Consider the following 26,902-nt stretch of genomic DNA (forward strand, 5'->3'; position numbering starts at 1 on the left):
GGGTTGGGCGAAGGGCGCGTCCGCCAGCCGGGCCGCAAGCGCGCTCAGTTCGGCCCGTTGTGGGGCGGCCGTCGTGCGGGACCGGACACCGGGCCCGCCGACCGCTGTGCGCTGGGCCGGTACCGGCGGCGTCGCCCGGTGGCCGCGGGGTCGTTCGACGCGCACGGTTCCGTCGGCCGTCTCCGCCACGGGCGCGTATCCCTCGGCGCGCAGTGCCGTGAGGGTCTTATCGAGCGGGGTGCGGCTGACGAGGACGGTGGGGGCGAGGTGCCGCAGGCCCAGTTTGGCGAGTTTGCGGTGGGCGGCGATCTCGGTGAGGAGGGCGGGTTCCTCGCCGTGGATGACGCAGGCGGCCGAGGTGACGCGGATCCGTCCATGGCTACGTGCGGTGTCCGTGATCAGGTATGTCAGGGGCTGGGGCAGCGGGTTGGCGGCTACGGCGGCGAGGTCGGCTTGGACGGCGTCCGGGCTGCGGCCGGCGTCCAGGGCACGGCGGACGCTTGCCGGGCTGAACCGCCACGTCGAGGCTGTGCCGCTGGTCTCCCGCTCGGCGACCGAGTCCAGGAGCGTGACGAGACGTGCGGCGGGTGTGCCGGTGACGACGGCGGTCAGGTCGCTGCCGAAGCGGGCCGTTGTGGTGGCGGCGGGAAGCAGCCGATCGCAGGCCGTGGCCAGATCTTCGGTGCTGTCGGCCAGCAGGGCGGCGCCGATCGGGGACAACGCGCCACGAGCGAGGACGCCGAGCAGCTCGGCCTCCCGGATCGTGGTGGCGAACGGCGTTGTGTCCTGCGGCAGGACCTCGGCGAGAGGCCGCGACCAGTGGGTGAGAGGGCCCAGTTCGGCCGCGCTCTTCGCGCCCTGCCCGGCCGGCAGCTGGGAAGCGGCGGTGAGCAGCCCTTGCCGGGCCTGGAGGCAGCCGGTGCAGGAGGCGGTATCGGCCAGGGCTGCCAGCGTCTTGTTGTCCTCGTCCCGGGTCTGGGAGGGGGTGAGTCCTAGCGTCCACCAGGCGTGCAGCAGCACCGGGAGCCGCTCTGCGGGTTCCGCCTCGGCCCAGGTGTCGTAGGCGTCCGTCGTCGTGACCCGGTCACCGTCACGGACCAGGAGACCGGCCTTGTACGCCGTCTCCAGGGTGAGGCGCACGACGGTGTCCGCGCAGCGCGCCGCTTTGCCGAGCCGGGCCAGTTCGCGGGCTCCGACACCGCCGGACTTCAGCCGGGCGGGCGGAGCCGTCGCGCACACCGACAGGACCGAGGCGGCGTGGGCGGCGAACGCCGTGGCCGCGGAGGCCGCCTCGCTGTGGATCTCCGCCGGGGTGACGGGTGCCAGGAGCGGGACGGGCGGTGTGGGGTCGAACGGAGCGTGCCAGCCCGGCCCGCGCAGCGCGAGCGCCACCTCCGCAGGCATACGCGCGGGGCCGTAGTCGTAGCGCCCCTGGACCAGCAGTCCCCGCTCCAGCGCCCAGCGAGCACCCGGCTCGGAGGTGGACTGCACTCCGAAGGCCATGAACGTCTGAGGTCGATACGCGGGGTCCGCCCGCCGCTCCAGCAGTTTCCTGGTGTCGGCCGGCGCCTGGGCGACCATCTCGGCGATACGTGCCGGGTCAGTGTGGTGCTCCACGAGTGTCGCGAGACGCTGCGACTTGGTGCTCGGAGGCCGCAGGCCCAGGGTCGCGAGTATGCGCCGCAACTCCTCGGATGTCGCATCCTTCAACAGCGTCGCCAGCGACTGGTCCAGCCCGAGCGGGGTGTCCCACGCCCGCCGTAGCGCGGAGGCCATGTGCAGCTTTCCCTCGCTGTCCGGCCAGACCAGCGCGTGAGTGAACAATGTCTGGAGCGCGGCTTCCAATCCGCGTGCAGCCTCTCCTTCTGTCGCACCGAGCAACTCCGTCAGGACATGTCGAGAGACCGGCGAACTCAGGACCGCCAGTGCCTCGGCCGCCTGCAGGACGGGCAGCCGGAGCGAGGGCAGCGCGAGCGCTACCGAGCCCGGGCGTTGCAAGCGTTCAGCCAGTTCGCTGACCGAACGGGGCTGGGGTGGGGCCACGGCGTCCGGCCGTGCTGCAAGTACCTGCTCCAGAACCTCGACATCGAGGTCGTGCAGCCACGCTGCCAGACTCGACTTACCGGACTTCACTGATCACTGCACCTCACGTGGGGAAACGTCACGCTTCGCGACGTCAGGCTGGGCGAAGCGTGGCATGCCGTACGGCTCCAAGCATGGCGCACCGGGCGGGTGGTTGGGGGTGTGTCGTCACGGATGGGCGCGCAGGGGGCACCTGTGACAGGGGGTGACAGAGCTCAAACGGCCGTTTCCATCGCGGCGCCCTCCGGAGCAGTGCCGTTGCGCCGACATGATCGGTTGCGGCGTTAGGGGTTTTCTCGTTGGTCCACAGCGCGGCCGATGAGTTTGTGGTCCCCGGCCGGTCCAAGCTCGTGACACCTAGGAAAGGACACCGCTATGTCAGAGCTTCTCGTCGACTTCATCACCTCCCTCGACGGCTACGCATCTGGAGAGGGATGGCCCGGGTTCTGGGGCCTTGAGGGCCCGGAGTACCTTGCATGGCTCGGCGAGCAGCCCGAGGTCACCTACTTGATGGGAGCGAATACCTACCGCCTGATGTCAGGCTTCGCCGCAGGCGAGGTCCCGAAGGGGCAAGACGAGTTCAGGCCCGAGGAAGAGGCGTCCGTCGACGAACTCACCCAAGCGTCCAAGGTGGTGTTCTCCTCCTCACTCGAGGAGCCGCTGACGTGGGCCAACTGCACGCTCGTCCGCGACGACGCCGTTGAGGCCGTTCGTGCCATGAAGTCGAGTGAGTCGGGGCTTCTCAGCACGATCGGCAGCCTGAGCCTGTGCCGGTCCCTGCTACGAGCCGGACTCGTCGACCGTTACCGGGTCGTGATGTTCCCGGTGATCACCGGGGCCACGGGCGAAGAGCGCATCTACGACGGATATCCGGACGTTGCCCTCGAGATGATCGACCACCGGACCTTCGACGGCCGTATCCAGATGGTCGAGTACAAGCCCCGCGTGCTCGAGCACCCGCCGCTCGTCGTCCCTGCATGACGCCGCCCCGCCTCTGTGGCCAAGGGCGTACAGCCGCTGTTTCGCGATGGCGTTTCACCGGCAGTGGCCACAACCGGCCCGGCCAAGGTCGCCGGCGACTACGCTCGGGAGGGCGTGCCGGGGGCGGGTGGTGGTCCCGCCCCCAGATGGATCAGCCGCAGTGGCCGGAGTCGCTGGCGGAGGTGTTGCCGATGGTGCCGCTCCAGGCGACGCAGGAGCCGCGGCCGTTGACGTAGACGGGGCCGGCGTAGCTGGTGTACGTGCCGGAGTCGACGGAGGGCTCGTCGGAGTCGCCGAGGGCATCCAGGGTCACCTCCATCTTCGGCCCGGAGCCGCGCTAGCGGCGGAGTTCGCTGCGGCTTCGGGGGACGGTCAGGTGGGCCGTTTCTGGCCCTCGATGTACTGACGGACGATGCTGAGCGGTGCGCCTCCGCTTTAGCCGGCGAAGTAGGAGCGGGACCAGAAGACGGAGCCCAGCCCCATGCGGTTGATGCGGCCGGTGTATTCGGCGCGCAGATACCGGGAGCTGTCGCCCTTCAAGCTGTTGATCAGCTTGGACAGGGCGATCTTCGGTGGGTAGTGCACGAGCAGGTGTACGTGATCGCGTTCGCCGTTGAACTCTTTCAGCTCCGTCTCGAACTTGCCGCACACCTCCCGCATCATCTCCTCGCACCGCTTCAACATGGCGTCATCGAACACGTCCGTGCGGTACTTCGTAACAAACACCAAGTGCGCATGAAGGTTGTAGGCGATGTGACGGCCCGTACGCACGTCAGGGTTTGGCTCCCAGCGTTGTGTCGTACGCCAAGGCTCTATGATCTTCGCAGTTGACCAGGAAGGTGGTGGGCCGGATGATCCGTGCGTACAAGTTCCTCATGCGGCCCACCGTGGGTCAGACGGCCGCGCTCGGTGAGATGTTGCGGGATCACTGCTCGCTCTACAACGGTGCGTTGCAGGAACGCCGCGACGCCTACCGGCACAGCTCGAAGATGACGGTCCGGTACGGGCAGCAGTCCGCGCAGCTCAAGGAGATCCGCGCCTTCGACCCGCAGTGCCAGGGGCGTTGGTCGTTCTCGTCGCAGCAGGCCACCTTGCGCCGGCTGGACAAGGCGTTCGCCGCGTTCTTCCGTCGCGTGAAGGCCGGGGAAGTGCCGGGCTATCCGCGTTTTCGGTCCGTGAAGCGGTTCGACACCGTGGACTTCCCGAAGGACGGGGACGGCTGCCGCTGGAATGCGGCCCCGCACGACTCCGTCACCCGCGTCCGCCTGCAGGGCGTGGGGCACGTCAAGGTGCACCAGCACCGGCCAGTCGTCGGCAAGGTCAAGACGATCAGCGTCAAGCGCGAAGGGCGCCGCTGGTACGTCATCCTCACCGCCGACCGGGCCCAGCCCGAACGGCTTCCCGCGACCGGCAGTGTGGTGGGTATCGACATGGGCATAGCCAACTTCCTCGCGGACTCAGGCGGCGAGTTCGTGGAGAATCCCCGCCACGGCGCGAAGGCCGCCGCGAAACTCGAGGCCGCACAGCAGGGACTCAGCCGGTGCAAGCGCGGTTCGAAGCGGCGCCGCAAGGCCGTAGAGGTTGTGGCCCGGCTGCACCGCAAGGTCCGCCGTCAGCGCCTGGACCACGCGCACAAGACCGCCGTGAACCTGGTGCGTGAGCATGACTTCATCGCGCACGAAGACCTCAAGATCCGCAACATGAGCAAGGCCCCCACACCCAAGCCCGATCCCGAACAGCCGGGCCGCTTCCTGCCCAACGGGGCCGGCGCGAAGGCCGGGCTCAACCGCTCGATCGCCGATGCCGGATGGGGGGTGTTCCTCCAGATCCTCACCGCCAAGGCAGAATGCGCCGGACGGGAAGTGATGGCCGTGGACCCCCGCAACACCTCCCGGCAGTGCCCCGAATGTGGGCACACTGCCAAGGAGAACCGGCCCACCCAGGAAAAGTTCCACTGCGTCTCGTGCGGCCACCGCGCGCACGCGGACACGGTGGGTGCGATCAACGTTCTACGGGCCGGGCTGGTCCGTCGCGACGCCAACCAGGCATAGCGAGAAGCCCCCGGCTTCAGCCGGGGGAGGAGTCACGTTGATCTGCCTGCCCACGGCGTTGCGCACGGTCACGGCGCAGTTCTTGCCGGTCGATTGGTTCCAGGTGAGGAACACCTTGCCGGAGTTGCCGACCGGCGTGGAGTCGATGACCGTGTAGCCGGTGCCGCAGGCACCGTTGTACGTCGCCGTGGGCGCTGCCTGGGTGGTGGTCTGGGTCGTGGCCGCCGAGGCCGGGTGGTCGCGGCGAGCGTGCCTCCGAGGGCCAGCACCGCCAGTGCGGTGGCGGTGGTGGCGCGACGGGACAGCTTCATGGTTTTCCCCCTGTTGATGTGTTCGATGTGGTGCCGGGTCGGTCAATGCCCGTGGGACGGCTGGTCGTTGCCGTCCACGTATGGTGAGACCAGGGAGTCTTCACAAGAGTTGTGGGCAGTTGTGTCACTGTTCTGTCATGGTGGCTACGGTCGGTTGAGCACGACCGAGTTGATGGGCGTGAGGTTGTAGACGCCGAACTCGTTCAACCCGATGGTGATCACGCAGTCGACGCCGTTGTAGCCGTTGCGCAGCTGGGCGGTGGCATTGGCGCCGCCGTACTGGTTGTTCAGCACGTAGTGGTTGCCGAACTGGCTGCTCAGGTTGTGGGCACCGTAGCTGTAGTAGATGTTGGTCGGCGTGCTGTTGTGGATGTCGGCGTCCCGGGGGTAGATGCAGACCGCCCCGCCCGGACAGCCGTACACGGTCCGGTCGTTCGCGTGTGCCGAGCTGGTGCCGATCGCTGCCACGGCGGCCGTGGCGATGGCGAGCGCGGCGGCGCCTCGCGTGATGGTGCGCATGGTGGTGTCCCTCCGTCGCGGCCGGGCGCGTTGCCGGCCCTCCCCACCGGCGCCAGGCGGATGCCGGGCCGGTCCTTTTCGGTGACGTGACCGGAATGGCGGTTTCCTTCTGCGGCTGCCCTTCAGGCTCGGGCCGCCAGACGCGCGTTGGTGACGCACTCGTACTGCCTTGCGGCGAGCCGGGATCGGCGATCTGGTCGACTGACGGGTCCTGACCTGCCGTGGTCGCACCAACCCTGCGGCGGTTGGGGCGCCTGGTCCAGCAATTCGATCCTGTTCAAAGCGATTCGGCGGCCGGGCAGCTTTCGGACCGGGGCGCAACCGGGGTGACCTGGTAGAGATGTCCGGCAACGGGCGAGGTGGCCGTAGTGGAAGCTTCGACTCGTGTGATCGCGGCGATAGCGTCGTTGGCCGGGACTGTCGTGGCTACGCTGGCCGCATGACAGTCGTGTGGGTGACGGGCAACTCAGGCACCGGTAAGTCCACGGTCTGCGGGGTGTTGCGTGCGCGGGGCTACGACGCGTTCGACGCCGACGAGGACGGCTTCAGCCGCTGGATCGACCGGTCCAATGGCGAGATGGTGATGGATCCTCCCTATCCGGTCCCCGAGGGCTGGCTCGAACGATACGGGTGGGTGATCGTCCGCGAGCGCGTAGAGGCCCTCGTCGAGGAGTCTCGTTCGCGTATCGCGTTCTTGTGTGGGTCGGCCGAGAACGAGGAAGACGTCCGCGGACTTTTCGACGCCACCGTCTGTCTGGTCATCGACGAGGACACCCTCCGCCACCGGCTTGCTACCCGCACGACGAACGCATTCGGTCAACATCCCGAAGAGCTCGCAGCGGCCCTGGAGTGGAATCCTCGGATGCGAGGGATCTATGAGGGCCTTGGCGCGACGGTCATCGACGCCTCCAAGCCGCTGAACGAGGTGGTGGACAGCGTGATCGACGCGGTTCTTCCGGTGTCGCCTCGGCGGAAGCTGGGTGGAGGACAAGCCCAGTTGCGGCATGGACAGCCCTGAGACCAGTTTCTCCGAGGAGTTGATCGAGCCAGTCCTGGTGCTCATGGAGAGCAGCGGTGTCGACCGGTTGGTGCCGACGCTCAACCGGCGGCCCGCACAAGGACCGTCCTACACCCGGTATGCACCACGGGTGAGTCCTCCATACGGTGATCGCATGGACAGTTCCGTCGTCTTCAATGTCGTCACCACGGGTATCGCCGTTGTCGCAGTGGTGACCTCCGTCGTCTTCAACGCTCGACAGGTACGCACCGCGCAGCACGCCAACCACATATCCGTCATGGTCGATCTGCTCCAGGAGTTCCGCTCGGCGGACTTCCATGAGCAGCACGACTACCTCTGCACGCGCCTGGGCGCAGAGCACGATCCGGAAGGCGGTGTCCGGGGTTTGCCCTCGGAAGCCAAGGCGGCCTTCTACAACGTCGTGTACTACTACCAGTCCTTCGCGAACCTCGCCGTGTTCGACATGCTCGACGAGACCCTCATGGTCACGGTTCTGCGGACCCGGATCGTCTCGGTCTGGCAGGCCGTGCGGCCGTTCGTGGAACGTGAGCGGGAGTTGCGCGGAGAGGCCGGCGGAGGCTCATACATGTCGATCTTCGAGGAACTGGCGCGACTGGCGGCGGCACTACCGCCAGAACACGTCCTCGAGGCGATGGCACGGACCCGACGGCCGGCTCGCTCCCGGCTGCTTCGCTGAACGGCCGTAGTCCATGGCAGGCCATTGGCCGGAATCGGGGCGGAGTTCGATCGCCGGCCGGACCGTCTCCGCTCCGTGTGCCGCTTGTGCCGGCGAGGTCACCTGAGGGCAGTCCATGGGGATGCCGGGCGCACGGCAGGGCAGATCGACAACGGCAGCGCCGCGCGCCGGCTCGTAGCTCAGGTCTGCGAGCCTCGTGCGCCGGGGCGGCGGTTTGGGATCCAAGGGACCGTAGGGCGTGGGACGTTCGGGTCACTTGGCCTTGGTGCGCTGGTAGTGGCGGGCGACGCGTACCCGGTTGCCGCATCGGGTGGCGGAGCACCAGCGGCGGCGCGGATGGGCGGCCAGGAAGAGCATGGCGCAGTCGTCCGCTTCGCACTGCCGGACTCTTGTGACCGCGGGATCTGCCAGCAGTTCGGCGGCGGCTTCCGCGAGGCAGGCGGCCAGCCGCAGGCCCGGTGAGCCGTCGCGTCGGCGTGTGGCGACCACCGCCGATCCGTTCCACGCCAGCTGGTTGATCGCCGGCGCGGCGCGCTGCGCCTGATTGAGTGCGTCCATGTCGGCGGCCAGGGGCTCCTCGCCTCGGCGGGCGCGGTCGACGGCGCGGGCGGTGTGCTCCCGTACGGCGCGCACGGCAGCCAGGTCCGCGGCGGTGACGGCCTGTGGCACCTCGTCCTGCAGGCGGTCGGCCTGAAGGGCCCACCAGTGCCGTAGATCGTCCGGGGTCGCGAGCAGATCGCCTGCGGTCGGACGGGTGTTGACCAGGTCCAGCGCCAGCGGTTCTCCGGTCAGCGGCACAAGATCACTCATAGATCTAATGGTACAACATCGTATTGACGCGTTAGCTGGATCGAGGTAACTCTAATGTGTAAACCTCATGGAAAGGCATTAGTATGGATGTGACCGTCGCCCGCATCGTCCACCGGCACATCGATGTCGACGGCGTCCGTGTCTTCTACCGGGAGTCCGTCCCGGAACGGGCCGACGCGCCGGTACTGCTGCTCCTGCACGGTTTTCCGTCCGGTTCCCACCAGTTCCGCGGTCTCATCGACGCGCTCGGCTCGGGCTACCGGCTGATCGCCCCGGACTACCCCGGCTTCGGCCAGACCCAGGCACCGGACGGCTTCAGCTACTCCTTCGACCGGCTCGCCGACATCACCGAAGGCTTCGTTCAGAGCCTTGGCCTTGACCGCCTCGTGATGTACGTCTTCGACTTCGGCGCGCCCATCGGCTTCCGCATCGCCGAACGCCACCCGGAGTGGATCGCGGGCCTGGTCGTGCAGAACGGCAACGCCTACGAGGAGGGGCTCTCCGACGCAGCCCGAGGCCTCATCGCCCTCACCCCCCAAACCCCGGGCGTCGAGGACGCCACCCAGGGCATGCTCACCCTCGCCGCTACCCGCAGCCAGTACGAGACCGGCGTCTCCGACCCCGACCTCATCGCCCCTGACGGCTACACCCTCGACCAGCACTTCCTCGACCTGCCCGGTCGCAAGGAAGCCCAGCAGGCACTGATCTTCGACTACCACACCAACGTCGAGCGCTACGAGCACTGGCAGGCGTGGCTGCGCCGCCACACGCCGCCCACCCTCATCACCTGGGGAAGGAACGACCCCTTCTTCCCCGAGCCCGGGGCGCACGCCTACCTCCGCGACCTGCCCGACGCAGAACTCCACCTCTTCGACACCGGCCACTTCGCTCTGGAAACCCATCTGCCGCAGATCGCCCCGCTGATCGCCGACTTCCTCGACCGCGCCTGGAAATGATCAGGCCCGCGACCGGAGCACGGCCAGTTCACGGCCGACTGCCCCGGCGATGCCGCAGACCGTCCTGCCCCCGCGTCGAGAAACGGGGAGACTCGTCATAGCCGAGGCCGACCATGAGGGGGCGATCCGTTCCACAGTCGTCGACGGGGCGGCCGGGTGCACCGAGGCCACCAGACGAACGCACCGTCGGGATCGACACGTTGCCCGCGCCCCGGGCACGAGGGAACGAGCCTTGACTCCTGATCCTGGACGCACGCGACACTGGATCCCGAAGATCTCGTCAACAAGGACCCGGCCAACGACGCCACGGCCACCCTGTCCCACGGCGAGTTGACCCCTCGTCGGCCACGCCGACTGTGTACGCGTTAACTCGACCCAGCCCGCTGAACTGGCGGTCCGTGAAAGACCCTTGAGCCACGGAAAGGACTCGATCAGGGTGTCGAACTTGCCCCAAACGGGCACCACCACGTTCAACAACCCGGTGATCCCCGGCTTTCACCCCGATCCGAGCATCTGCCGGGTCGGTGAGGACTACTACCTCGCGTGCTCCAGCTTCGAGTACTTCCCCGGCGTGCCCGTCTTCCACAGCCGGGACCTGGTGCACTGGACGCAGATCGGCAACGCGCTGGACCGTCCCAGCCAGCTGCGCCTGCCGCTGGACTCGCCCTCCTCGGGAGGGATTTACGCACCCACCCTGCGCCACCACGACGGCCGGTTCTGGCTGATCGTCACGAACGTCAGCAGTGACGGCAACATGCTGTTCACGGCCACCGATCCGGCGGGCCCCTGGTCCGATCCGGTTCCGCTGCCCGACGTTCCGGGCATCGATCCGGACCTCGCCTGGGACGAGCACGGCAACTGCTGGTGCACCGTGGCCGGTGTGGGACAGGTCCGCCTCGACCCGTACACCGGGGAGACCTTCGGCCCCTACCGCAAGGTGTGGTCCGGCTCGCCCGGCGCCAAGGCGCCGGAGGCCCCGCACCTCTACCACATCGGCGACTACTGGTACCTCATGATCGCCGAGGGCGGTACCGAGCGCTGCCACAGCGTGTCGATCGCCCGCGGCCGTACGCCCGAGGGCCCGTTCGAACCCTGCCCGGCCAACCCGATCCTCACCCACCGCGGCACCGAACACCCCATCCAGAACACCGGCCACGCCGATCTGGTCCAAGGGCCCGATGGTTCTTGGTGGATGGTGCTGCTCGGGGTGCGGCCGGGCGGCGGCACCCCCGGCTGGCACGTACTGGGCCGGGAGACGTTCCTGGTGCCGGTCGAGTGGGCGGACGGCTGGCCGGTCGTCGGCGAGTTGTCTCTCGAGGCCCCCGCACCCCCGTGGCCGCTCGAACCAGGCCCCGTCATGCCCGTCCGGGACGACTTCGACCTGGGCGAACTCGCCCCGCACTGGGTCTCGCTGCGCCATCGACCCGGGGACGACTGCACCACCAAGGAACGGCCCGACTGGCTCACGCTGCGCGCCCGCGGCGCGTCCCTGGACGACACCGACGTGACGTTCACCGGCCGCCGGCAGCAGCACGCCTCCTGCCGGGTGCGCGCTCTGGTCGATGTGGCCGAAGGGCGCGGCGGTTTGGCCGTCCGCCTCGACGAACAGCACCACTACGACATCGAGGCCACGTCGGGCGAGGTCCGGGTGCGTGCCCGTATCGGCCCCCTGAGTACCGTCGTGGCGTCCCGGCCGGTACCGCCCGGACCCGTCGTCCTGCGCGTCGACGTGGCAGCCATCGAGACACTGAGCGACGCACGCACCGGTCCCGATACCGTCATCATGGGCATCGAGGAACCGGACGGCACCTTCGTCGCACTCACGTCGCTCGACGGGAAGTACCTGTCCACGGAGGTCGCGGGCGGTTTCACCGGCCGCGTCCTCGGGATGTTCGCATCAGCGGGCTCCGTTCACTTCGACTGGTTCGACTACGAGCCGCTTGATCGCTGATCGGATGGTCATGGCTTGGTCATGCTGACGATTACGTTGCTGGGGTGTCCTGATTCCAGGGAATAGACCGTGCCCAACACCGGGCACATCAGCAGCCAAGCGCAGAGAGAGCAGGAGGGGGGAATCCCGGTTGCGCCACCGCGTCGACTGCCCCACCGGTGAGACGGGCGGCTCTACACCCTTGTGCTCCAGGGATCGACACCCCACGGCGCGCTCCTGACCGGCTGGCTCGCCGCGCGCACCACGGTGCTCGCGCGGCGGCCTCGGTCCTCGGCGGACTGATCTCGCCGGCCGCCGGCCGCCGGGCGCCGGGCACCCGCGGACCTCGCCGTCGACGACACCCTGGCGGACCTGTTGGCGAAGGCCGTGGGGGACCAGGGCGACCAAGGGGAACGGGGCAGCCAGTTTCGGAGGCCCGTCCACTACGGCGCCTGGGCCGCGAGGAGTGAGTCACTCATCTGCTGCCCCGGGTAGTCCGGGGCAGGTCCTCGGAGGGCGGGGAGACGACGACGATCCGAGGTGCGGGCACCGTGTCGCCGAGGGCCAGCGGGCGCGTACGGGGCTCCTCGGCCGCCGTCGGGTCGGTGCGGATCAGGAGCCGCACCGGCGTTCCCGGACTGTGCGGGCCGCGCCGGGGGCGCCGAGGGCGAGGCGGCCTGGCCGACGCCGTCGCGCCCGCCACCTGGGCGCGACGAGCAGCGCTTTGCGTACATTTGAGTCTTCGGAACCGTGCAGGTTGCCGTGTTCGCGGCCTCGGCCCCGTGTGTCGGCCGGCGCGTGGCCAGGCACCTCATCGTCCCTGTCCGCAGGCCCGGTTGCCGGCGGCACGGACCGCGCCAGGTGCCCTGCCGTGGTCATAGCCAGAGCAGGGCACCCTACAGCCTGCCAAGTCGACGCAGGCGAGAAGCGCTGGTCACAGCTTGACTGCGGCGGAGCAGTTGCCCACGCCGGTGCGACAGATACGCACCGACCACAATGAGCGGGCTCCCGTCACATACTGATCGGTAGAGGTGCAGACCATGTCGCCGTACCATCGCCAGCTGGTGTCGTCGGTGTCCTTCACCTGATAGCGAGCGCAGTGCCCGTCGGTGAGAGTGTCGTGAGCGTGGAGCGACCAGTCACCGTTCCCGACATAGGTGACCCTGCCCGCCGCGCCGGTGGTGCTCAGGTCGTAGGACAACGCCTGGGCAGGGACGGCCGAGAAGCCGACGAGGGCGGCGGCGGCCGATACGGCCACGACGGCCAGCCTCTTCGCCACTGAAGCCTGCTTTCTGTAAGTCATGACGCATCCCCCTTCGTTTGTTCTCACTGGTTGGATCTCTTGGTGGGTACGACGTCGCGCCGGCGGCAACGGGGTAGCCACCCGCACCGTGCGGCAGGTCTTGCCACGTCAGCTCGACGGCCATGTCACGAAAATGCTGCTGCACGTCGCCGGGTTGGACCGAATGCGGATGGCGGTCACCGTGACGGACGCGTCGTTGTGGACCGTGCCACGTCGGCCCCTCTACTCCTGGGACCGAGCGTCTGGTTGTAGTCCGGATCCTGGTAGGCGGCCGTGGGACTGCCAGCCGTGTACTGGGCTTCCGTCTGGTAAAAGCAGACCCGCGGCGTTGTTCTCGACCTCCGCACCGAGGGCCGTCTTGACGCGCCGGTCGGGTGTGCGAGTGAAGTCGGTCTGCCCGCTGCGGGCACTTCGCCTTGTCCGAGGCGAACTTCCGATCGGTGGCTGTCGAGTCCCCCCGTGCTGTCGCCGCGCCGGCGCCAGTTGAAGTGGGCCGTGGCTCCGGAGGCGCTGGAACCCGCCCGGTGGCGAACCGCTGGACGATCTCTGATGTGACAACCATGGTCATGCCCCTTCCGACCGGCGGCCCCTTGAGGGACGTCCGCTTGTCGAGGTGGAGGCCACCGCGGTCATTGGGGCCGCACGTCACGAGCGAACCCACCAGCACACGACCTGACGTGCTCACCCTCTCCGGTGTCCGGACTCAGCAGCTGGCGAGCCACTTGTGGGACAGCACCTTGAGGCCGGGGCCGCCGCTGACGCCAGGGCCTTTCACACCCTGTCCTATGCAGCCGAGATACCCCGAGTAGCCCGTTCCGGAATAGAGGCCGACCCCCTCGTACGAGGAAGAAGTCCCGTGGTTGTAGATTGACTTGACGTTGCGGTCGTCGGCCCATGAACACTTCACGGTCCCGCTGGTCCAGTCGCTGTCGGCGTTGCTCCAGCTGCAGCGGTTTCCCGTGTAGTTGATTTGGTCCCAGACGCACAGGCTGCCGGAGGGGCAGTCACTCGCGGCGGCTTCGGCCGGACTCGGTGCCAACAGGCCCAGAGCGGCCACCGTGGCGGCGACGACGGTCGCGCTCAGCGTCCTGCGGGCTGTGCGTATTGTGACGTTCATTCATGTCCCTTTCCCGTGCGTGATCCTTCCGGCGGAGAAACGTCTCGGGCCGGTCTCTCGGCGATGCGTGCACGGATTGTGGAATACCGATCTTGTCGCGATCTTGTCGAAACCTTGTCCGACCTGTACGCGCCTGCTGGGATTGATCCGCACCCAAGGTGATGAAGTGGACCCCACAGTTGTCCAGCAACACGGGGCCGGTCCCCAGCACCTGCTGCAAGTACGGACCTCGACGGCGTGGGAGGCGCTCAGTCAAGAGCAGTAATCACTGCCTCAGACACCATCACTCCTGCCTCCTGCCTCCTGCCTCCTGCCTCCTGCCTCCTGCCTCCTGCCTCCTGCCTCCTGCCTCCTGCCTCCGCTGACGCGGTGTATCTGGACAGATGAGAAGCGTTGGTCCACTCTTCCCATCCATGACTGCCCCTCATCGTGAGGCTGCCACGCGATTGCGGCTGCCTGAAGCCATTTGTGTCGTAGCCGAGGAGATAGCCGGGTTGCTCCGTTCCTGTACGGATGCCACGGTGCGCATTCCTGGAGCTGAGTGGACGGTTGGAGAGTCCGCGGCGCATCTGGTCCTGGCCAACAGGTTGATGGCTGATCTTGCCGCTGGGCATGAGCAGGTGTACGGCGACGGCACACCAGGGGGACTTGCGGCGGCCAACGCCGCCTCGCTGGTTTCGTTCCCCGAGCGCGACACATCGGTCCTGGCGGGCGGCGTCGTAGAGCATGCGCGGGCCTTCACCGAGGCGGCCCGCCTTCGGTCGGCGGACATACCCACGGTGACACCGCTGGGGCCCATGGACTTGGGGACTCTTGGCTCCTACCTACTGACCCATATGCTTGGGCACGGCTACGACATCGCAGTGGCACTCGGTCGACCGCACATGGTCGACCGTGACAGGGTCGCTTTGGCGATGCCGTTTCTGATCACGGCGATGGACCGTGTCGTCGATGCACGAGCGGCTGACGGTCATAGTGCCTGTTACGAGCTGAGGTTGCGCGGCCTCTCCCGGCTGACCGCGACGTTCACCAACGGCGCGTTGGTCGTACATGCCGAGCCTCCGCGTCGTCCCGACTGCACGATCTTGATCGACCCGGTTACGTTCTTCTTGCTCGCATTGGGCAGGCGCAGCGCCATCGGCGCCATCGCCCGCGGCAAGGTCCTCGCCTGGGGGCGCAAGCCCTGGCTCGCGCCAGGGTTCCCCGCCTTGTTCACCGCACCATGACGGACGTGCGTCGGGGCCGCCGCTGAGTGTTTCATGCCCGGGAATCGTGAGGCGCGGCGCGCGGGACGTAGTGCGAAGGTTGGTGAGGCAGCGGACCAGGTCGGGAGCTGATGACCAGGCCAAAGCCATCCGCGAGGACCAGCCCGCCACGGTGTGGGGCATCACCACCCGGTTCAAATCCGGAGGCAAGGAAGGCCGCATCACCGGTGTGTCACCGACGTGACAGAACCTAGCGGTGAACAACAGGGTGAGGAGAAACAGGTGGCCCCCAGTCCGGCGGCAGCAGTGCCCACGAACCGTGATCCAACCATTCCGAGAATCGGATGGGCCGTGCGCCAGTGACGTGGTCCAAAGAGAGGCGGACGATCCGGTCACAAGTAGCCCGTCCGTCCCACCACACCGTGCCGGCCAGCGAGCCGGTCAGCACCAACAGGGTGGCGAAGCCGCAGCCGTGCTCCTGAATGACGATCGCGCCAGCGGTCTTCAGGTCCTCGAGCCTGTCGGCTTCGTCAGCCCAGGCACGCCAGGCTGTTCGATACGCGGCGTCGTCCTCGAACGCCTCGGCCTGTGGCTCACGCGCCATCAGTTCGTCGTCGCTCTCGACGTAGGAGTCGGGAGGCGGAAAGGGAATGGCCAGCAGCTCGCGCCGCCCCTCGTCATTGCCGGCCCACCACCAACCATGCTCGGTCCGCTCAAGCCGGAACAGCGCCCCGCCAGCGCTCACCTCACGCAGATACGTCCGGTATTCCTCGGGCAAGGACACACCGAGTTCACGTTCGGCCTCGACGATCTCCAGTTCCGTGAGGGGTGGCTCTGTCACGGGGCGAGCCTACTCCGCGTCAGGCAGGCTGCCTGAACCGTCGGCAGTGACATGACATACCCCTGGACCATCGCAGGAATGGCGTCCTGCGAAGATTGGCAGATGTGCACGCCCTGCCAAAAATTGGCGGCGACGGTTGGGGGAGCCCGGGTGACGACGATCGATGAGTACCATCTGCGCTGCGAGCAGCTTTTCGCGGCCGGAGGAAACGCGGCCGTGAGGCGCGCCGCCCAGGCGGGTCTGGACGAGCTCGGCTCCCACCCCGATCTGTACTGCTGGTTGGCCCTCGGACACGCTGCCGAGGACGACGACGACCACGACGACTCCGCGGAGGAAGCCTTCCGGGCCGGACTCGCTCTCGACGGTGACCACCTGGGGCTTTTGGCCGGTTACGCCGAACTGTGCCTGCGCGCCGACTCCTTCGAGTACCCGGGCCGGGCCGCGCGCGCCGTCACCCTGTCCAATCGCCTCAAGCAGCTCGCACCGCAGTCCGCCGAAGCCGGCCGGCTTGCCGCAGCAGAACGCTGGGCGCGGCGCGGCTACTGGGACGACTTGCGGATGAGAGCGGCGGCCGCCGCGGTCGCGGGGCGCGAGACAGAAGCACAGGCACGTGCCCTCGCCGTGGATCTCCGGCACGGCGACGAAGCGGTGACCAGGGACGTGAACGCCGTGGACCGCGACGCCGTCGTACGCGCGGCGACCCTCAAGGCGCTGTCCGGGCCGTGGAACGCCCCCGTGCGCTTCCTTGGTCGGCACCGCACGACCGTCTGGGCCCTCAGCGGCATCCTGTGTTTCCTGACCAACACGGTGTTGCGCCAGACCGGAGTCGTCGACTCCTTCAGCGCCTGGGGCTTCCTCTGGGCCCTCCCCGTACTTATTGTCGACCGCCGTTTCGCCGCCATCCGCAAGGAAGCCGAGGCACAGCACATCGCCACCCTCGAAACGACGCTCGCCGAACGGAGCTGAGCCAAAGGACGTGTTAAGCGTTTTCCGCGGGTCGTGCCTGAGCAGGTACGCGGCTTCGAGGCGCCGACGCCGTCGGCCCTGGGCCAGAAGTCGTCGCCGCAGGTCGCGATCAGCGTTGGCACAGCTTGGGTCCGCCCGCCGACGCTTCAGCCGCCCACCCGGACTGGCAGTGGACCGAACGCGTCGGCCAGCACAAGAACCCCGATCGCCAACCGGTTCACCGCCCTGCGCTACACAAGGAGCAGGGCAGCATGATCCGTCGGTAAAATCTGGCGGAACAAGCACGCCGCCGACGAACGCCTGAGTGAAGTCGTGAGCAGGGAAAACGTGGCCTGATTCGGTTGGCCACTCGCCCCGGGGCTACTGCGGTCGCCGATCGTCGGGCAGCGGATCCAGTGTCGTCCAGATCCTGACTGCCGCGGCAGGCGCCGCCATGGTCCCGGGCGGGGGCTCTTGATAAGCGATCACCATGCTCCCCGGCAGTTGCTGATCCATGTTGTAGTAGCCCAGGAAGAGCCCCAGACCACGGCAAAGAGCGTGGGCTTTTCGCCCCGTCATCCCGACCACGTCAGGGACTTCAACACTTGCCGGCCTGTCACCCATCCCCGCACCATACGGCCGCCCGCGTCGCAGCGGCGAGACTTCCGCGCCACAACGAAACGACGTCCCACCAAGGCGTCGCCGGCTCGGCGGTCAAGGGTTGACCTACGGCGTCGACTGCCACGCCCGCCGCCGGATGGCCGCGAAGAGATCCCCAAGACACTGCGCGCCGTCGCTGCGCGAGGTGTCGGTTCACGCGTGCGGGGTGCAGTCGTAGAGGGAGAAGCTGCCGTCCGCGCGACGGCCGTAGGCGGCAGGTCTGATGCGGGTGCAGTGGGACTTCACCCAGTCGGTGGCCGGAGTGCTGGGACGCTGGGTGGTGAGCAGCGCATAGCGGAGCTTACGGGCGGTGACCAGGTCGCCGAGCTGCTGGGCGGTCGGGAAGGGGGTTTTGCCGGTGAAGCCACCCATGACGAGGATGGGCTCGGACTTCGCGCGCAGGAGCGGCTCGGCGGTGTACGCGGCCTGGGTGGCGAGCAGGTACTTCTCACCGTGGCGGTGCGTGGTGAGGTAGTCCAGCAGGGCCTTGTCGCGGGCGCTGGGCTGGCCCAGCCCCTTCCTCCGCGGGGCGTGGCGGGGATGTTCGAAGTACGACTTGCCGACCGGGCCGGCCATCGGCGATGTGGTGGCGCCCGCGTAGAGAGGGTTGAGGCTGGAGAGGGCCCACCCCGCCGGCATGACCAGGGTGGCCGCGATCCCCGCGGCAAGGGCGGCGTTGATCCTCCGCGGGGACGTGCGTGGCCCGCGGCTCCACAGTCCCACCACGCCGCACAGGGCGAGCATCACGGCGATCGGCAGCAGCCAGGACACGAACCGGGTGGGCCAGTCGATCACCAGCGCCCACGCGGCGGTCAAGGCGATCGCCGCCGGCAGCGCCATGTGCCATCGGTCGGCCGCTTCGTGCTGCGCGTCGGGGTGGTGCTTGGCCTCGTACTCCGAGCGGAAGAGGGCGAGGCCGCCGCCGGCCAGCGCGGCCAGTGCCGGAGCGATGACGGCGGTGTAGTAGGCATGGTTGCCGTTCGAGATGCTGAACACCACGGTGTGCATGGCCAGCCAGCCGCCCCACAGCAGAAATCCCGCGCGTGGCGGGTCGGTTCGCGGTCGTCCGGTCCGCCGGACGACGCCCAGGATCGCGGCGAGCACGGCGAGCGGCAGGAACCAGGCGATCTGCGGGCCCACCGTGTGGTTGATGAGCATGTCCCAGCCGGTGTTGCCGGTGGTGCGGCTGGCGGCAGTGCCCGCGACGGCGCCGAACGCGGTGGGATCGCTGGTGAAGCGGCTCAGACCGTTGTAGCCGAAGACCAGGGCGAACGGGTTGTTGTCGGACGTGCCGTCGAGGTACGGGCGGCTGGCCACTGGTGTCACCGAGGCGATCAGCATCCACGAGCAGGAGACCGCCAGCGCGACGGCGCCGCCCACCAGGAGGCGTACGGCCCGGTGCAACGCCTTGCCGGGGGAGGCGAGTTGGTACACGACGGCGAAGACCGGCAGCACCAGCCACGCCTGCAGCATCTTCGCCTGGAAGGCGAGCCCCACCCAGAGTCCGCACATGATGATCGGCTGCAGTCGCTCGGTGCGCAACGCCTTCTGCAGCGCCCCGGCAGCCGCCACCAGGAGCAGCGTGAGCGCGGTGTCCGGGATGGTGGCACGGGTGAGCGCCACGGTGACCGGGGTGAGCGTGAGCACGAGCGCGGCGATGAGCGCGGCGAACGGACCGGCCCAGGCCCGTACGATCCGGTGCAGCAGCCATACGGTGAGCGTGCCCTCGACGACCTGCGGCAGGGCGGCCGCCCAGGTGTGCGGGCCGAAGAGCCAGACGGAGACGGCGTCGGGCCAGAAGGCGCCGGGCAGCTTGTCGATGCTGATCGAACCGCTGGCGTCGAGCCCGCCGAAGAAGAACGCGCGCCAGCTGCCGGCCATCGAGCGTATCGCCGCACCGTAGAAGGGGTGCAGCGCGGCGTGGCCGATGCCCCAGAAGTACAGCACGGCGGCGACGGCCAGCACCGCGGCGAGCGCGGGACGCTCCCAGCGGGGGGTGCCTTCGGGCAGGCCGGAACGACGGTTCGCCGCACGGCGGCCCCGGTGCGAGCCGGTGGGCTGGACGGCGGGGATGGCGGTCATGACGGTGGTCCTCGGATCGGCAGGTCAGGTGGAGCGGCGGTGCACCAGCGGTGCGGTCACGGCCGACGGGATCACAGGCGGCGCGCGGCCCTGAATCCGCGGGCGTAGAAGTCGGTGCCGTCCAGCAATGCGTGGCCCGACAGGTCGCCCAGGGTCGGGCCGTTGGCGGCGGAGCGGCTGGAGTAGAAGCGGTGCCGTCCTTGGTCGTCGAGGCCCATGTACATGCCGACGTGGTCGATGAAGTCCGGCTTGTCCTTGATGATGGCGAAGAAGACCAGATCGCCGGGTTGCAGGATGTCCAGGTCGGTGGCCTGCTTCGTGCCGGTGTGGGGGATCACCGTGCGGCCGGGACCGTAGGCGGCGATGGCGTAGGCGCGGCGCGGCAGACCGGCGCCCGCGGTGTTGGTGTTGTGCATGGGGATGCCCATGCGGTACCCCCACACCAGACGCTGGAAGCCGGAGCAGTCGACATCGCCGTAGCGGGCCTGCTCCGGCTGCACGCGGGTGCCGTCCGGGAAGGTCCAGTCGATGCCCAGATAGTCGTAGAAATCTGACTTCTCGTCGTAGTAGGCGAAGTCCAGCGGGTTCTTGACCGTGGAGTTGCGTGGGCCGAAGTGCGCGGTGCCCGCGTAGCGCACACCCTTGGCGTTGCGCTTGTCGGGCGCGCCGGCGCTGCTGTACTGGAAGGCCACCGCGAAGACGTCGGGGCTGTCGTCGCCGAGCGTCTTGGCGAACCAGCTCTTGAACGAGGCGGATTTCTCCATGCCCCGCTGCCACGGCTTTGGCAGTACGCGCACCCAGGCGTCCGTGGTCACCGTGGCCTCGGTGGTCCGTGGCTCGCTGAAGGTGCGGGTCGGCCCGGTCAGTACGGCCGTTCGGGCGCCGTCCGTGAAGGTGGCCAGCGTGCTGCCGTCGCTCGCGCGGACCACGGTGCGGCTGGGGGCGGACAGCCGCTCGAAGGTGTGGGGGCCAGTGGGCCGGGAGCTGGAGGCGGAGCCCGCGCCGTCGGCGACCGTGCCGCCGTCGTTGTCGCCGTCGTGCCCGAGGCGGTTCCAGGCGTACCCGCCGGCCGCACCGGCGACGGCCACGCCCGCGATCGTGCGGAACACGGCGCGGCGGGTCGGGTTGCTCCGTCTGCGGACGGGTTGGGAGTGCATGGCCGATCCTCCTGGAAGGGGTGGTGGGTGGGTGGTGGGCCGGTCAGCCCGTGGGCAGCGCGCCCATCAACAGGCCGGAGATCAGTACCACGTACGTGGCCAGCGTCACCGCGGTGGTCGAGATGACCGTGGCCGCGAGCGGCTGCCGGACCATCTGGTACGAGACCAGGCCGGGAACGATGAAGCCGAGGGTCTGTGAGGTGTAGAGCAACGGGAACTCGTGGCTGAGGGCCAGCATCACGGTCGTCTGCATCAGCACGGCGCACAGCACCACGGCGGCGAACAGCCGTTTGCCGTAGAGAATCACCGTGCGCTGCAGCAGCTTGGTCATGAAGTACGTGAGCGCCGCCACAGCGACCATGAGCCCGGCCATCTCCACGTTGGTGACGAGCGTGAGGGCGATCCAGCCGGGGGTGATCATCCCTCCGGGCGAGAGGTTGGTGGTCAGATAGCAGACGAGCGAGAAGACCAGCCCGAGGGCGATCCCGAGTGCGGCGGTCTGTGCGTTGAGGTCGGCGGGGATCACGGGTTCCTCGTGGACTGGGGCGGATCGTAGGAGGGGTGCAGCTCGTCGGGGTGGTACGGGGCGTGGGAGGAGTACGGGTCGTCCTTGTGCGTCTGCTCGACCGGCTGGCCCTGGCGGGCGGCGAGACGCCGGGCGGGGTCGCGTTGTTCCGGGATGCGGATGGTCTGCGTCGGCGAGTCCAGCGGCGCGACCCAGCTGTACGGCTCCGGCTCGGGCGGCCTTGCCACGGAGATCCGTGGCCGGGGAAGGGCGATCTGCATGGTCTCCTGGTCCAGGCCGTCGCCGTCGGGAACGGCGTCGAACACGTCCTCGGACTCGTCCAGCGGCAGCTCGGCGAGGCATTCCAGGAACAGCTCGCCCTGGCCGTGGATGTTGCCGATCGCCACCAGTGAGGAGACAGGGGCGAGTTCGGCGAGGATCGCCGCGGTCAGTTCCTCGGGGTCCCGGCGGTCGCCGCCGAGATCCACCACCCGCCCGGTGAAGCCGGCCGGAATCGCGTCCCGGGCGCTCTTGGTCGGGTGGCCGATGAGGAACACCGTCTCGGCGCCGAGATCCGGGATGATCGTGCCCATCTGTCCGTTGCGCTCGACCCGGTCCGGCCGGCAGTTGATGACCACGCTGAGCGGCCGTCTGATCGCGCCCAGGTCCTCGAGCTGCTGCACGTTCATCAGCGTCGACTCGGGGTCGTTGGCCGCGAACACGTTGGCGAACCGCAGCCGCTTGCCCTCGGGGGTGACGTAGCGCTCGACGGACAGCACACCCGGGTCGGGCGGCGCGTCCCACATGCCCTGCATCGCGGTCTGCCGCTCCACGCCCAGCAGCTCGGCGACGGCGAGTGCGATCGCCACGTTCTCCTTGAAGGTGAACCAGCTGAAGCCGCGCAGTTCGGCGTCGGTCACCGACTCTGGATCGACCGCGATCAGCCGGCAGTTCCGCTTGTCGGCCTCCTCCTGGAGGATGTGCAGCCGGTCCTTCTCCGCCGTCACGCACACTCCACCCACCGGCATCGAGCGCGAGAGCGAGCGGGCGACGTCGTCCAACGTCGGCCCCATCTCCTCCAGATGGTCCTCGCGGACATTGCAGAGCACGCCGATCGTGGAACGGATCAGCTTCTCCTGATTGATCTCCTGCAGCGCGGGCATCACCGCCATGCACTCGATCACCAGGGCGTCCGGCCGATAGGTCGCCGCCCGCCGCACGATGCCGATCTGCTCGACGATGTTGGAGATGCCGAACTTGCGGTACACCGGCTCCTCGGTGGCATCCGGATGGATGAACCGGGCCGCGGTGCCGGTGGTCTTGGCCACCGTGACCAGGCCGCCGCCGCGCAGGGCGCCCGCACACAGCCGGGTGATCGAACTCTTGCCGCGGATGCCGTTGACCAGCACGCGCGTCGGAATCTGCTCCAGCGAGGCGAAGTGCCGCCGCTGCTCGAGGATTCCGGCGAGCCACAGCCCGGCACAGCACAGCAGAACGACGACATAGAGGAAGAGCACGCCTATTCCGTCCTTCTACCGCTGGAGAGTGTTCGCATGCAGGCGCCGGGAAGGCCCGGCGGTGTGGCCCGATCTGGCGGCCCGGTCGCGTTCCGCCAGAGTCTGGCGGATCAGTTCCAGGCTGCGGGTGACCGAGCCGATCTCGTCATGGTTGACCGGGTGCAACACCATACGGCGGTCTCCGCCGGCGAGCCGCTCGACGAGCACGGCGACCGTGCGCAGCGGTCGGATCACCACGACATGGAGCCAGCCCAGACACGCCGCGCCCATGGTGAGGCCGAGGATCCCGGCGAGCATGGTGTGCTGCTGGGCCTGCACCGCGGGGATCTGGAGGGCGGCCGCCGGCTCCTCGGTGACCACGTGCCAGCCCAGACGAGCGGTCGGACCGCTCTGCGCCAGCGGCGCGGCCGCGTCGAGCAACGGACCGGAGGAGGCGAGACGCACCGCCGAGGTCGCGGTGCCCGGCGTACCCGGAGCGCCCTGGGTGGCGCGCGCCAGACGGGTCAGTTCGGAGGCGGGCAAGGACTGGAAGGCCTGGTAGCCCACGCTCGCCGCCAGCACCTTGTCGTGGCGGTCCGTCACCCAGACGCTGCCCAGCTTCGGCCTGGGCAGAAGGGAGTTGAGCGCCTTCACGTCGATTTCGCCGAACAGGACGACTCCGGTCCCCGCGGCCCTGGCCTTGCCGGACGGGACCTGGGCATAGGCGGCGATCACCGGGATCCGGCCAGAGGTGTTGACGTTGGTGATCCCGCCGCCGGAGGGCACGTGGACGAGGGTGCGCAGCGGCGTCTCGCCGACCCGCAGCGTGATCTTGCCGGAGCGGTCCAGGATGTACAGCGAGCGGTACTGCTTGTGCGCGGCGAGGGACCGCCGCAGAGCCTCGGTCTGGGCGGCCCGGCTTCGGCCAAGGCTCGCGGCGGCGTCCCTCAGATCCGTGTAGGAGTGGTCGAGGGACTGTCGTATCCGGTTCGTGGCGATCTCCGTGCGTGCCTGATGGTCCGCGAGGACCCCGGCGGGAACCGCGGTCGCGGAGTCCGCCCGGTTCAGCAGGAAGATCATCGGAACCGACCAGCAGGCCACCACGAGCACGCCGACCACCGCCAGCGCACGGTAGCCCGGTCCGCGCCGGGCCGGGAACTCCTGCGGGCCGCTCTCGCCGAGCAGTTGCCGGCGCAGTGACTCCAGCGCCCGCCCGATACGGGCCAGTTCCCCGAAGCCGTGCACCGGGACCGGCCGGGACAGTTCCGACCACGCGGTCGGCCCGTCCCCGGTGGCACCGCGGGCCACACGCCCGGCGGAGAGATACAGCCGCAGAAGCGGTCGTTGCACGCAGAAGTGCAGAGCCAGCCCGAGCAGCAGCGCGACGGCGACCAGCGCCGCGGCGGCGGCGAACGCGAAACGCGAGTAGTCGGCGGCCGGGGTCGGGGCAGGGGCCGGGCTGGCGGTGAGGACGAGCAGGCCGAGATCGTCGGTGTCGCCCGAGCCCGTCGCCGAGGCGACCTGGGCCCAGCCCGCCACGGTGCTCCGGCCGCCCGCTGTGGCACGCAGCAGGCTGCCCGAACGATCGGTGCCACGCCCCGATCCATGAGCCGCGCGAGTCACCGCTGCGAGCAGAGTGCTGTCGGCGGCAGCGGGCGACACCGTGCCGTGGGCCGTGCGCGCGATCGCCGTGCCACCGGCGTCCAGCACCGCGGCGGTGCGACCTTGACCGTACGCCGTGGGGGTGGGTACGGGCTCGGACACCACCAGCAGCCACTGCCGCTGCGTTTCGTTCGGAGCCTGGTCCTGGTCGGGATCCTGCGGTGCGGGCAGCGCGACTTTGGCGAAGTACAGCAGTTGCCGCGTGCCCCCCGACGTCACCAGACGGGGCGGAACCGCCCCTTGCCCGGACGCCTTCCTGGCGTCGCCGAGTCCTGCCAGCGGCACCACTCGGCCGCCGGCGGCGAGCAGTTGGCCGGTCCGCCGGTCGAGCAGCACGCTCCCGAGGACGGTCTTCCGGGCGGAGGTGAGGGCCTTGAGCGTGGTCGCGGGGGTCGACGCGCCCGTCGCCGGGTACGCGTCGGCTGTACGGCGAATGGTGCTCGCCTCGGCTTTGATCGCGGTGCGGGTCGCCAGGGCGGTGTCCGCGGCGATCTGCTGCTCCTCGTCCAGCACGGCCTGCGGGACACGCGCGCTGCGGACAGAGTCGAGGCTGATCACGGTGAGGGCGGCGACCGCCAGCAAAAGCGCCACAAACGCGGCTATCGGCGGGCGCACCCCGCCGAGAATCGGCATATCGGCGCGGCGACGTATGCGGTGCCGACGCGGCGCACGAGGTGCGGAGGACAGAGGAGCGGATCCTTCCTCAACTGGCGTCAAGCGCCCAGACGTTCGAGAGGGCAAACAATTTAGCGCCCTGTGGTCACATAACCATCACACTTCCGCGCCGTATCGTCCAAGTTAACGGGGGCGGGGTGACGCGACACACACGGGGCCGCCGCCCCGACGCGTCGAAGGGCGGGCCTGCGGACAAGTCCGGCCCTTCGGCGTCCGGGCAGCCGTCCGGTCAGCGGACGAAAGAAATTTCCGGGTACTTGCTGGAGGGCCCGTCGAGCAGCGTGCTGTGCTTGTGACTCAGCGTCTGGCCGAAGAAGGCGGCGAGGTAGGTGGACTGGACCAGGACCGACCGCTTCGGATCGATCGTGCCGTACTGCTGCTGCAGCTGAGCCTGGGAGAGCCCGAGCAGACCCGCCTCCTGTGGCACCATCCACGCGTTGTCGCTGAACGACTGGTGGGCGGCACCATGAAGCTTGATGTCGACCCGGTACCCCTTCAGATGCGACCACAGCGTGCGCCACGAGGCGTCGTTGTTCCGGTTGTGGCTGCCAGAGCTGAAGAGCATGAAGGGCCGGTCCAGGTCCTTGCTCGGAGCCGTTCCGAAGAACTGACCGTCCAAGTTGGCGCCGGCGCCGATCCGGTGGTCGAGTTGCATGGCGTTGTCGACCGCCGCGCCGCCCAGCGACCAGCCGAACATCCCGATACGGGACATGTCCACCGACTGCTTCAACCCGCTGGGGAGCGTCGCGTGGCCGGCGTCCGGGTTGCCACCCGTGCTGATCTTGCCGAGCTGGTTGATGACGAACCGCATGTCCGCCGTGCGCACCTTGAGCGTGTCGGAGGAGTGGGTGCCCGCCGGCATCCTGTTGAGCTCCAGCCGGTTACCGGGGAACTGCACCTCGTTGGCGTCGTGGGTGTGGTCGACGGTGACGACGAGGTAGCCGCGGCTGGCCAGATCCTGGGCGAGCGCGGTGCCCATCGCACGGTCCGAGTGCAGCCCGGTCGAGTACAGCAGGACGGGCAGCTTGCCGAGCGAGGTCTTCACCGGAGCCAGGACGTGACCTGCGGTCTTCGGCAGGGTCACCTGCTGCGGCGACAGGCCGCGTGTCGCGAGGAAGTGGGCGCCGGAGATCGACGGCATCCACGGTGCCTGGTAGTGCCCGGACGTGGCGGTGGCCGGATACCAGAGCGAGACCATCAACTCGCGCTTCGTGCCGGGCACGTACGGATCCGTACGGGAGTTGTCGACGAGATGCAGACCGACCATGCCGACGCTGTTCGGCCCCGTCGGCGCGGGCATCTTGAGCTGCAGAGCCGCCGCGGTCGTGCGGCTGGATGAGAGAGCCTGAGGGTGCACGGTTTTGGCGGACAGCGCAGCCGCGTCGTTCTCGGGCGCCCAGGCCGTGTTCCCGCCGGGCTCGTCGGGAGAGACCCCGGTGGCCGCAGGCTGGTCGGACGTCTTCTCGGCGGCCATGGCCGGTGATATGCCCACGCCCAGCGCGACGGCCACCGCACCTGCCGAACCGACCGCTCTGGCGATCATTCTACGAGGCGGGCGCGGACGACGGTGCTTCATAAAACCCCCTTGATGGTCAGCGATCACAGAACACGCGATCGACTGCGGCATACCGTACCGCCACGGGGGGAGCGGTCTGCGACGTGGTGGTGTGAAAGTCGGCCAACTGGCCTTCGCCCAGTCGTTGGACCGACCACAGCAACCGGAACAGGAGCAGATCGGCTCCGCCGGGCCCGGCTATCCTGGTCGCCATCGCCAACGCGGACATCCGCACCACCGGCCCGGATCTCGTCCCCGGCCTGCGCACCGCCGGACACGCGGCCGCCGCACTCACCCTCCTCGGCGACGCCATCGCCCTCACCCCGCGCTGCCCACCCACACAC

24 protein-coding genes are annotated in these 26,902 nt (G+C 68.8%); 8 read left to right on the top strand and 16 right to left on the bottom strand.

Annotated features, from left to right (window positions below; genetic code table 11):
- Nucleotides 1-1,845, bottom strand: a 1,845-nt coding sequence (locus GRC12_RS20875; protein ID WP_308286588.1) for a helicase-associated domain-containing protein, incomplete at its 3' end; no start/stop codon positions are given.
- A 612-nt stretch (nucleotides 1,846-2,457) separates the two neighbouring features.
- Here GRC12_RS20875 and GRC12_RS20880 point away from each other — a divergent pair.
- The gene (locus tag GRC12_RS20880) at nucleotides 2,458-3,063 is read left to right on the top strand and encodes a dihydrofolate reductase family protein (RefSeq protein WP_208780835.1); all 606 of its coding nucleotides are present in this window, start codon (nucleotides 2,458-2,460) and stop codon (nucleotides 3,061-3,063) included.
- 151 nt (nucleotides 3,064-3,214) lie between these two features.
- Here the strand turns inward: GRC12_RS20880 and GRC12_RS20885 are convergent, their stop codons facing one another.
- Nucleotides 3,215-3,376: a hypothetical protein gene (locus GRC12_RS20885; RefSeq protein WP_439959900.1), complete on the bottom strand. Its 162-nt coding sequence runs from the start codon at nucleotides 3,374-3,376 to the stop codon at nucleotides 3,215-3,217.
- 122 nt (nucleotides 3,377-3,498) lie between these two features.
- Complete coding sequence (gene tnpA / locus GRC12_RS20890; protein WP_308286591.1) at nucleotides 3,499-3,879, bottom strand: IS200/IS605 family transposase; 381 nt, start codon at nucleotides 3,877-3,879, stop codon at nucleotides 3,499-3,501.
- Between the two features lie 35 nt (nucleotides 3,880-3,914).
- On the opposite strand from tnpA, the gene GRC12_RS20895 reads away from it, so the two are divergent.
- Nucleotides 3,915-5,114 carry an RNA-guided endonuclease InsQ/TnpB family protein gene (locus tag GRC12_RS20895; protein WP_208780872.1) on the top strand — a complete coding sequence of 400 codons (1,200 nt, stop codon included), beginning with the start codon at nucleotides 3,915-3,917 and terminating at the stop codon, nucleotides 5,112-5,114.
- Between the two features lie 455 nt (nucleotides 5,115-5,569).
- Here the strand turns inward: GRC12_RS20895 and GRC12_RS20900 are convergent, their stop codons facing one another.
- The gene (locus GRC12_RS20900; protein WP_208780838.1) at nucleotides 5,570-5,944 is read right to left on the bottom strand and encodes a hypothetical protein; all 375 of its coding nucleotides are present in this window, start codon (nucleotides 5,942-5,944) and stop codon (nucleotides 5,570-5,572) included.
- 439 nt (nucleotides 5,945-6,383) lie between these two features.
- Between GRC12_RS20900 and GRC12_RS20905 the strand changes: the two genes are divergently transcribed.
- Together GRC12_RS20905 and GRC12_RS20910 are read left to right on the top strand one after the other, a co-directional pair.
- Nucleotides 6,384-6,962: an AAA family ATPase gene (locus GRC12_RS20905; RefSeq protein ID WP_208780840.1), complete on the top strand. Its 579-nt coding sequence runs from the start codon at nucleotides 6,384-6,386 to the stop codon at nucleotides 6,960-6,962.
- Nucleotides 6,963-7,116: 154 nt separating this feature from the next.
- Nucleotides 7,117-7,659, top strand: coding sequence for a DUF4760 domain-containing protein (locus GRC12_RS20910; protein ID WP_208780842.1), 543 nt, complete (start codon nucleotides 7,117-7,119; stop codon nucleotides 7,657-7,659).
- Between the two features lie 252 nt (nucleotides 7,660-7,911).
- On the opposite strand, the gene GRC12_RS20915 is transcribed toward GRC12_RS20910, so the two are convergent.
- On the bottom strand, nucleotides 7,912-8,469 hold the full coding sequence (locus GRC12_RS20915; protein WP_208780844.1) for a CGNR zinc finger domain-containing protein: 558 nt from the start codon (nucleotides 8,467-8,469) through the stop codon (nucleotides 7,912-7,914).
- An 83-nt stretch (nucleotides 8,470-8,552) separates the two neighbouring features.
- Here GRC12_RS20915 and GRC12_RS20920 point away from each other — a divergent pair, with 83 nt between their 5' ends.
- Together GRC12_RS20920 and GRC12_RS20925 are read left to right on the top strand one after the other, a co-directional pair.
- Nucleotides 8,553-9,425 (top strand): alpha/beta fold hydrolase, encoded by an 873-nt coding sequence (locus tag GRC12_RS20920; protein WP_208780846.1) that lies wholly within the window; start codon nucleotides 8,553-8,555, stop codon nucleotides 9,423-9,425.
- Nucleotides 9,426-9,861: 436 nt separating this feature from the next.
- Complete coding sequence (locus tag GRC12_RS20925; RefSeq protein ID WP_208780848.1) at nucleotides 9,862-11,376, top strand: glycoside hydrolase family 43 protein; 1,515 nt, start codon at nucleotides 9,862-9,864, stop codon at nucleotides 11,374-11,376.
- A 454-nt stretch (nucleotides 11,377-11,830) separates the two neighbouring features.
- Here the strand turns inward: GRC12_RS20925 and GRC12_RS20930 are convergent, their stop codons facing one another.
- The 3 genes from GRC12_RS20930 to GRC12_RS20940 form a co-directional block, all read right to left on the bottom strand.
- A complete protein-coding gene (locus GRC12_RS20930) occupies nucleotides 11,831-11,980 on the bottom strand; it encodes a hypothetical protein (RefSeq protein ID WP_208780849.1) in 150 nt (49 codons plus the stop codon).
- A 309-nt stretch (nucleotides 11,981-12,289) separates the two neighbouring features.
- On the bottom strand, nucleotides 12,290-12,634 hold the full coding sequence (locus tag GRC12_RS20935) for a hypothetical protein (RefSeq protein ID WP_208780851.1): 345 nt from the start codon (nucleotides 12,632-12,634) through the stop codon (nucleotides 12,290-12,292).
- 727 nt (nucleotides 12,635-13,361) lie between these two features.
- The gene (locus tag GRC12_RS20940; RefSeq protein WP_208780853.1) at nucleotides 13,362-13,775 is read right to left on the bottom strand and encodes a peptidase inhibitor family I36 protein; all 414 of its coding nucleotides are present in this window, start codon (nucleotides 13,773-13,775) and stop codon (nucleotides 13,362-13,364) included.
- Nucleotides 13,776-14,188: 413 nt separating this feature from the next.
- Between GRC12_RS20940 and GRC12_RS20945 the strand changes: the two genes are divergently transcribed.
- Nucleotides 14,189-15,001 carry a maleylpyruvate isomerase family mycothiol-dependent enzyme gene (locus GRC12_RS20945; RefSeq protein WP_208780855.1) on the top strand — a complete coding sequence of 271 codons (813 nt, stop codon included), beginning with the start codon at nucleotides 14,189-14,191 and terminating at the stop codon, nucleotides 14,999-15,001.
- A gap of 229 nt (nucleotides 15,002-15,230) precedes the next feature.
- Here the strand turns inward: GRC12_RS20945 and GRC12_RS20950 are convergent, their stop codons facing one another.
- Complete coding sequence (locus tag GRC12_RS20950) at nucleotides 15,231-15,821, bottom strand: SMI1/KNR4 family protein (RefSeq protein WP_208780857.1); 591 nt, start codon at nucleotides 15,819-15,821, stop codon at nucleotides 15,231-15,233.
- A gap of 150 nt (nucleotides 15,822-15,971) precedes the next feature.
- Between GRC12_RS20950 and GRC12_RS20955 the strand changes: the two genes are divergently transcribed.
- Complete coding sequence (locus tag GRC12_RS20955; protein WP_208780859.1) at nucleotides 15,972-16,787, top strand: hypothetical protein; 816 nt, start codon at nucleotides 15,972-15,974, stop codon at nucleotides 16,785-16,787.
- A gap of 360 nt (nucleotides 16,788-17,147) precedes the next feature.
- Here the strand turns inward: GRC12_RS20955 and GRC12_RS46955 are convergent, their stop codons facing one another.
- The 7 genes from GRC12_RS46955 to GRC12_RS20990 form a co-directional block, all read right to left on the bottom strand.
- Nucleotides 17,148-17,390, bottom strand: a complete 243-nt coding sequence (locus GRC12_RS46955) for a PASTA domain-containing protein (protein ID WP_208780861.1) — start codon at nucleotides 17,388-17,390, stop codon at nucleotides 17,148-17,150.
- A 189-nt stretch (nucleotides 17,391-17,579) separates the two neighbouring features.
- Entirely contained in the window at nucleotides 17,580-19,508 is a 1,929-nt protein-coding gene (locus GRC12_RS20965; RefSeq protein ID WP_208780863.1) for an ArnT family glycosyltransferase, read from the bottom strand.
- 71 nt (nucleotides 19,509-19,579) lie between these two features.
- Nucleotides 19,580-20,665: an NlpC/P60 family protein gene (locus tag GRC12_RS20970; protein WP_208780865.1), complete on the bottom strand. Its 1,086-nt coding sequence runs from the start codon at nucleotides 20,663-20,665 to the stop codon at nucleotides 19,580-19,582.
- 43 nt (nucleotides 20,666-20,708) lie between these two features.
- Entirely contained in the window at nucleotides 20,709-21,191 is a 483-nt protein-coding gene (locus tag GRC12_RS20975; protein ID WP_208780866.1) for a poly-gamma-glutamate biosynthesis protein PgsC/CapC, read from the bottom strand.
- A complete protein-coding gene (gene pgsB / locus GRC12_RS20980) occupies nucleotides 21,188-22,687 on the bottom strand; it encodes a poly-gamma-glutamate synthase PgsB (RefSeq protein ID WP_208780868.1) in 1,500 nt (499 codons plus the stop codon). Before pgsB ends, GRC12_RS20975 begins: the two co-directional genes overlap by 4 nt.
- Before the next feature lie 15 nt (nucleotides 22,688-22,702).
- Nucleotides 22,703-24,919 (bottom strand): HAMP domain-containing protein, encoded by a 2,217-nt coding sequence (locus GRC12_RS20985; RefSeq protein WP_308286589.1) that lies wholly within the window; start codon nucleotides 24,917-24,919, stop codon nucleotides 22,703-22,705.
- Between the two features lie 313 nt (nucleotides 24,920-25,232).
- Nucleotides 25,233-26,546 (bottom strand): alpha/beta hydrolase family protein, encoded by a 1,314-nt coding sequence (locus GRC12_RS20990; RefSeq protein WP_244373471.1) that lies wholly within the window; start codon nucleotides 26,544-26,546, stop codon nucleotides 25,233-25,235.
- Nucleotides 26,547-26,902: the final 356 nt, after the last annotated feature.

The sequence above is a fragment of the Streptomyces griseorubiginosus genome (assembly GCF_017614965.1).
Classification (GTDB): domain Bacteria; phylum Actinomycetota; class Actinomycetes; order Streptomycetales; family Streptomycetaceae; genus Streptomyces; species Streptomyces griseorubiginosus_B.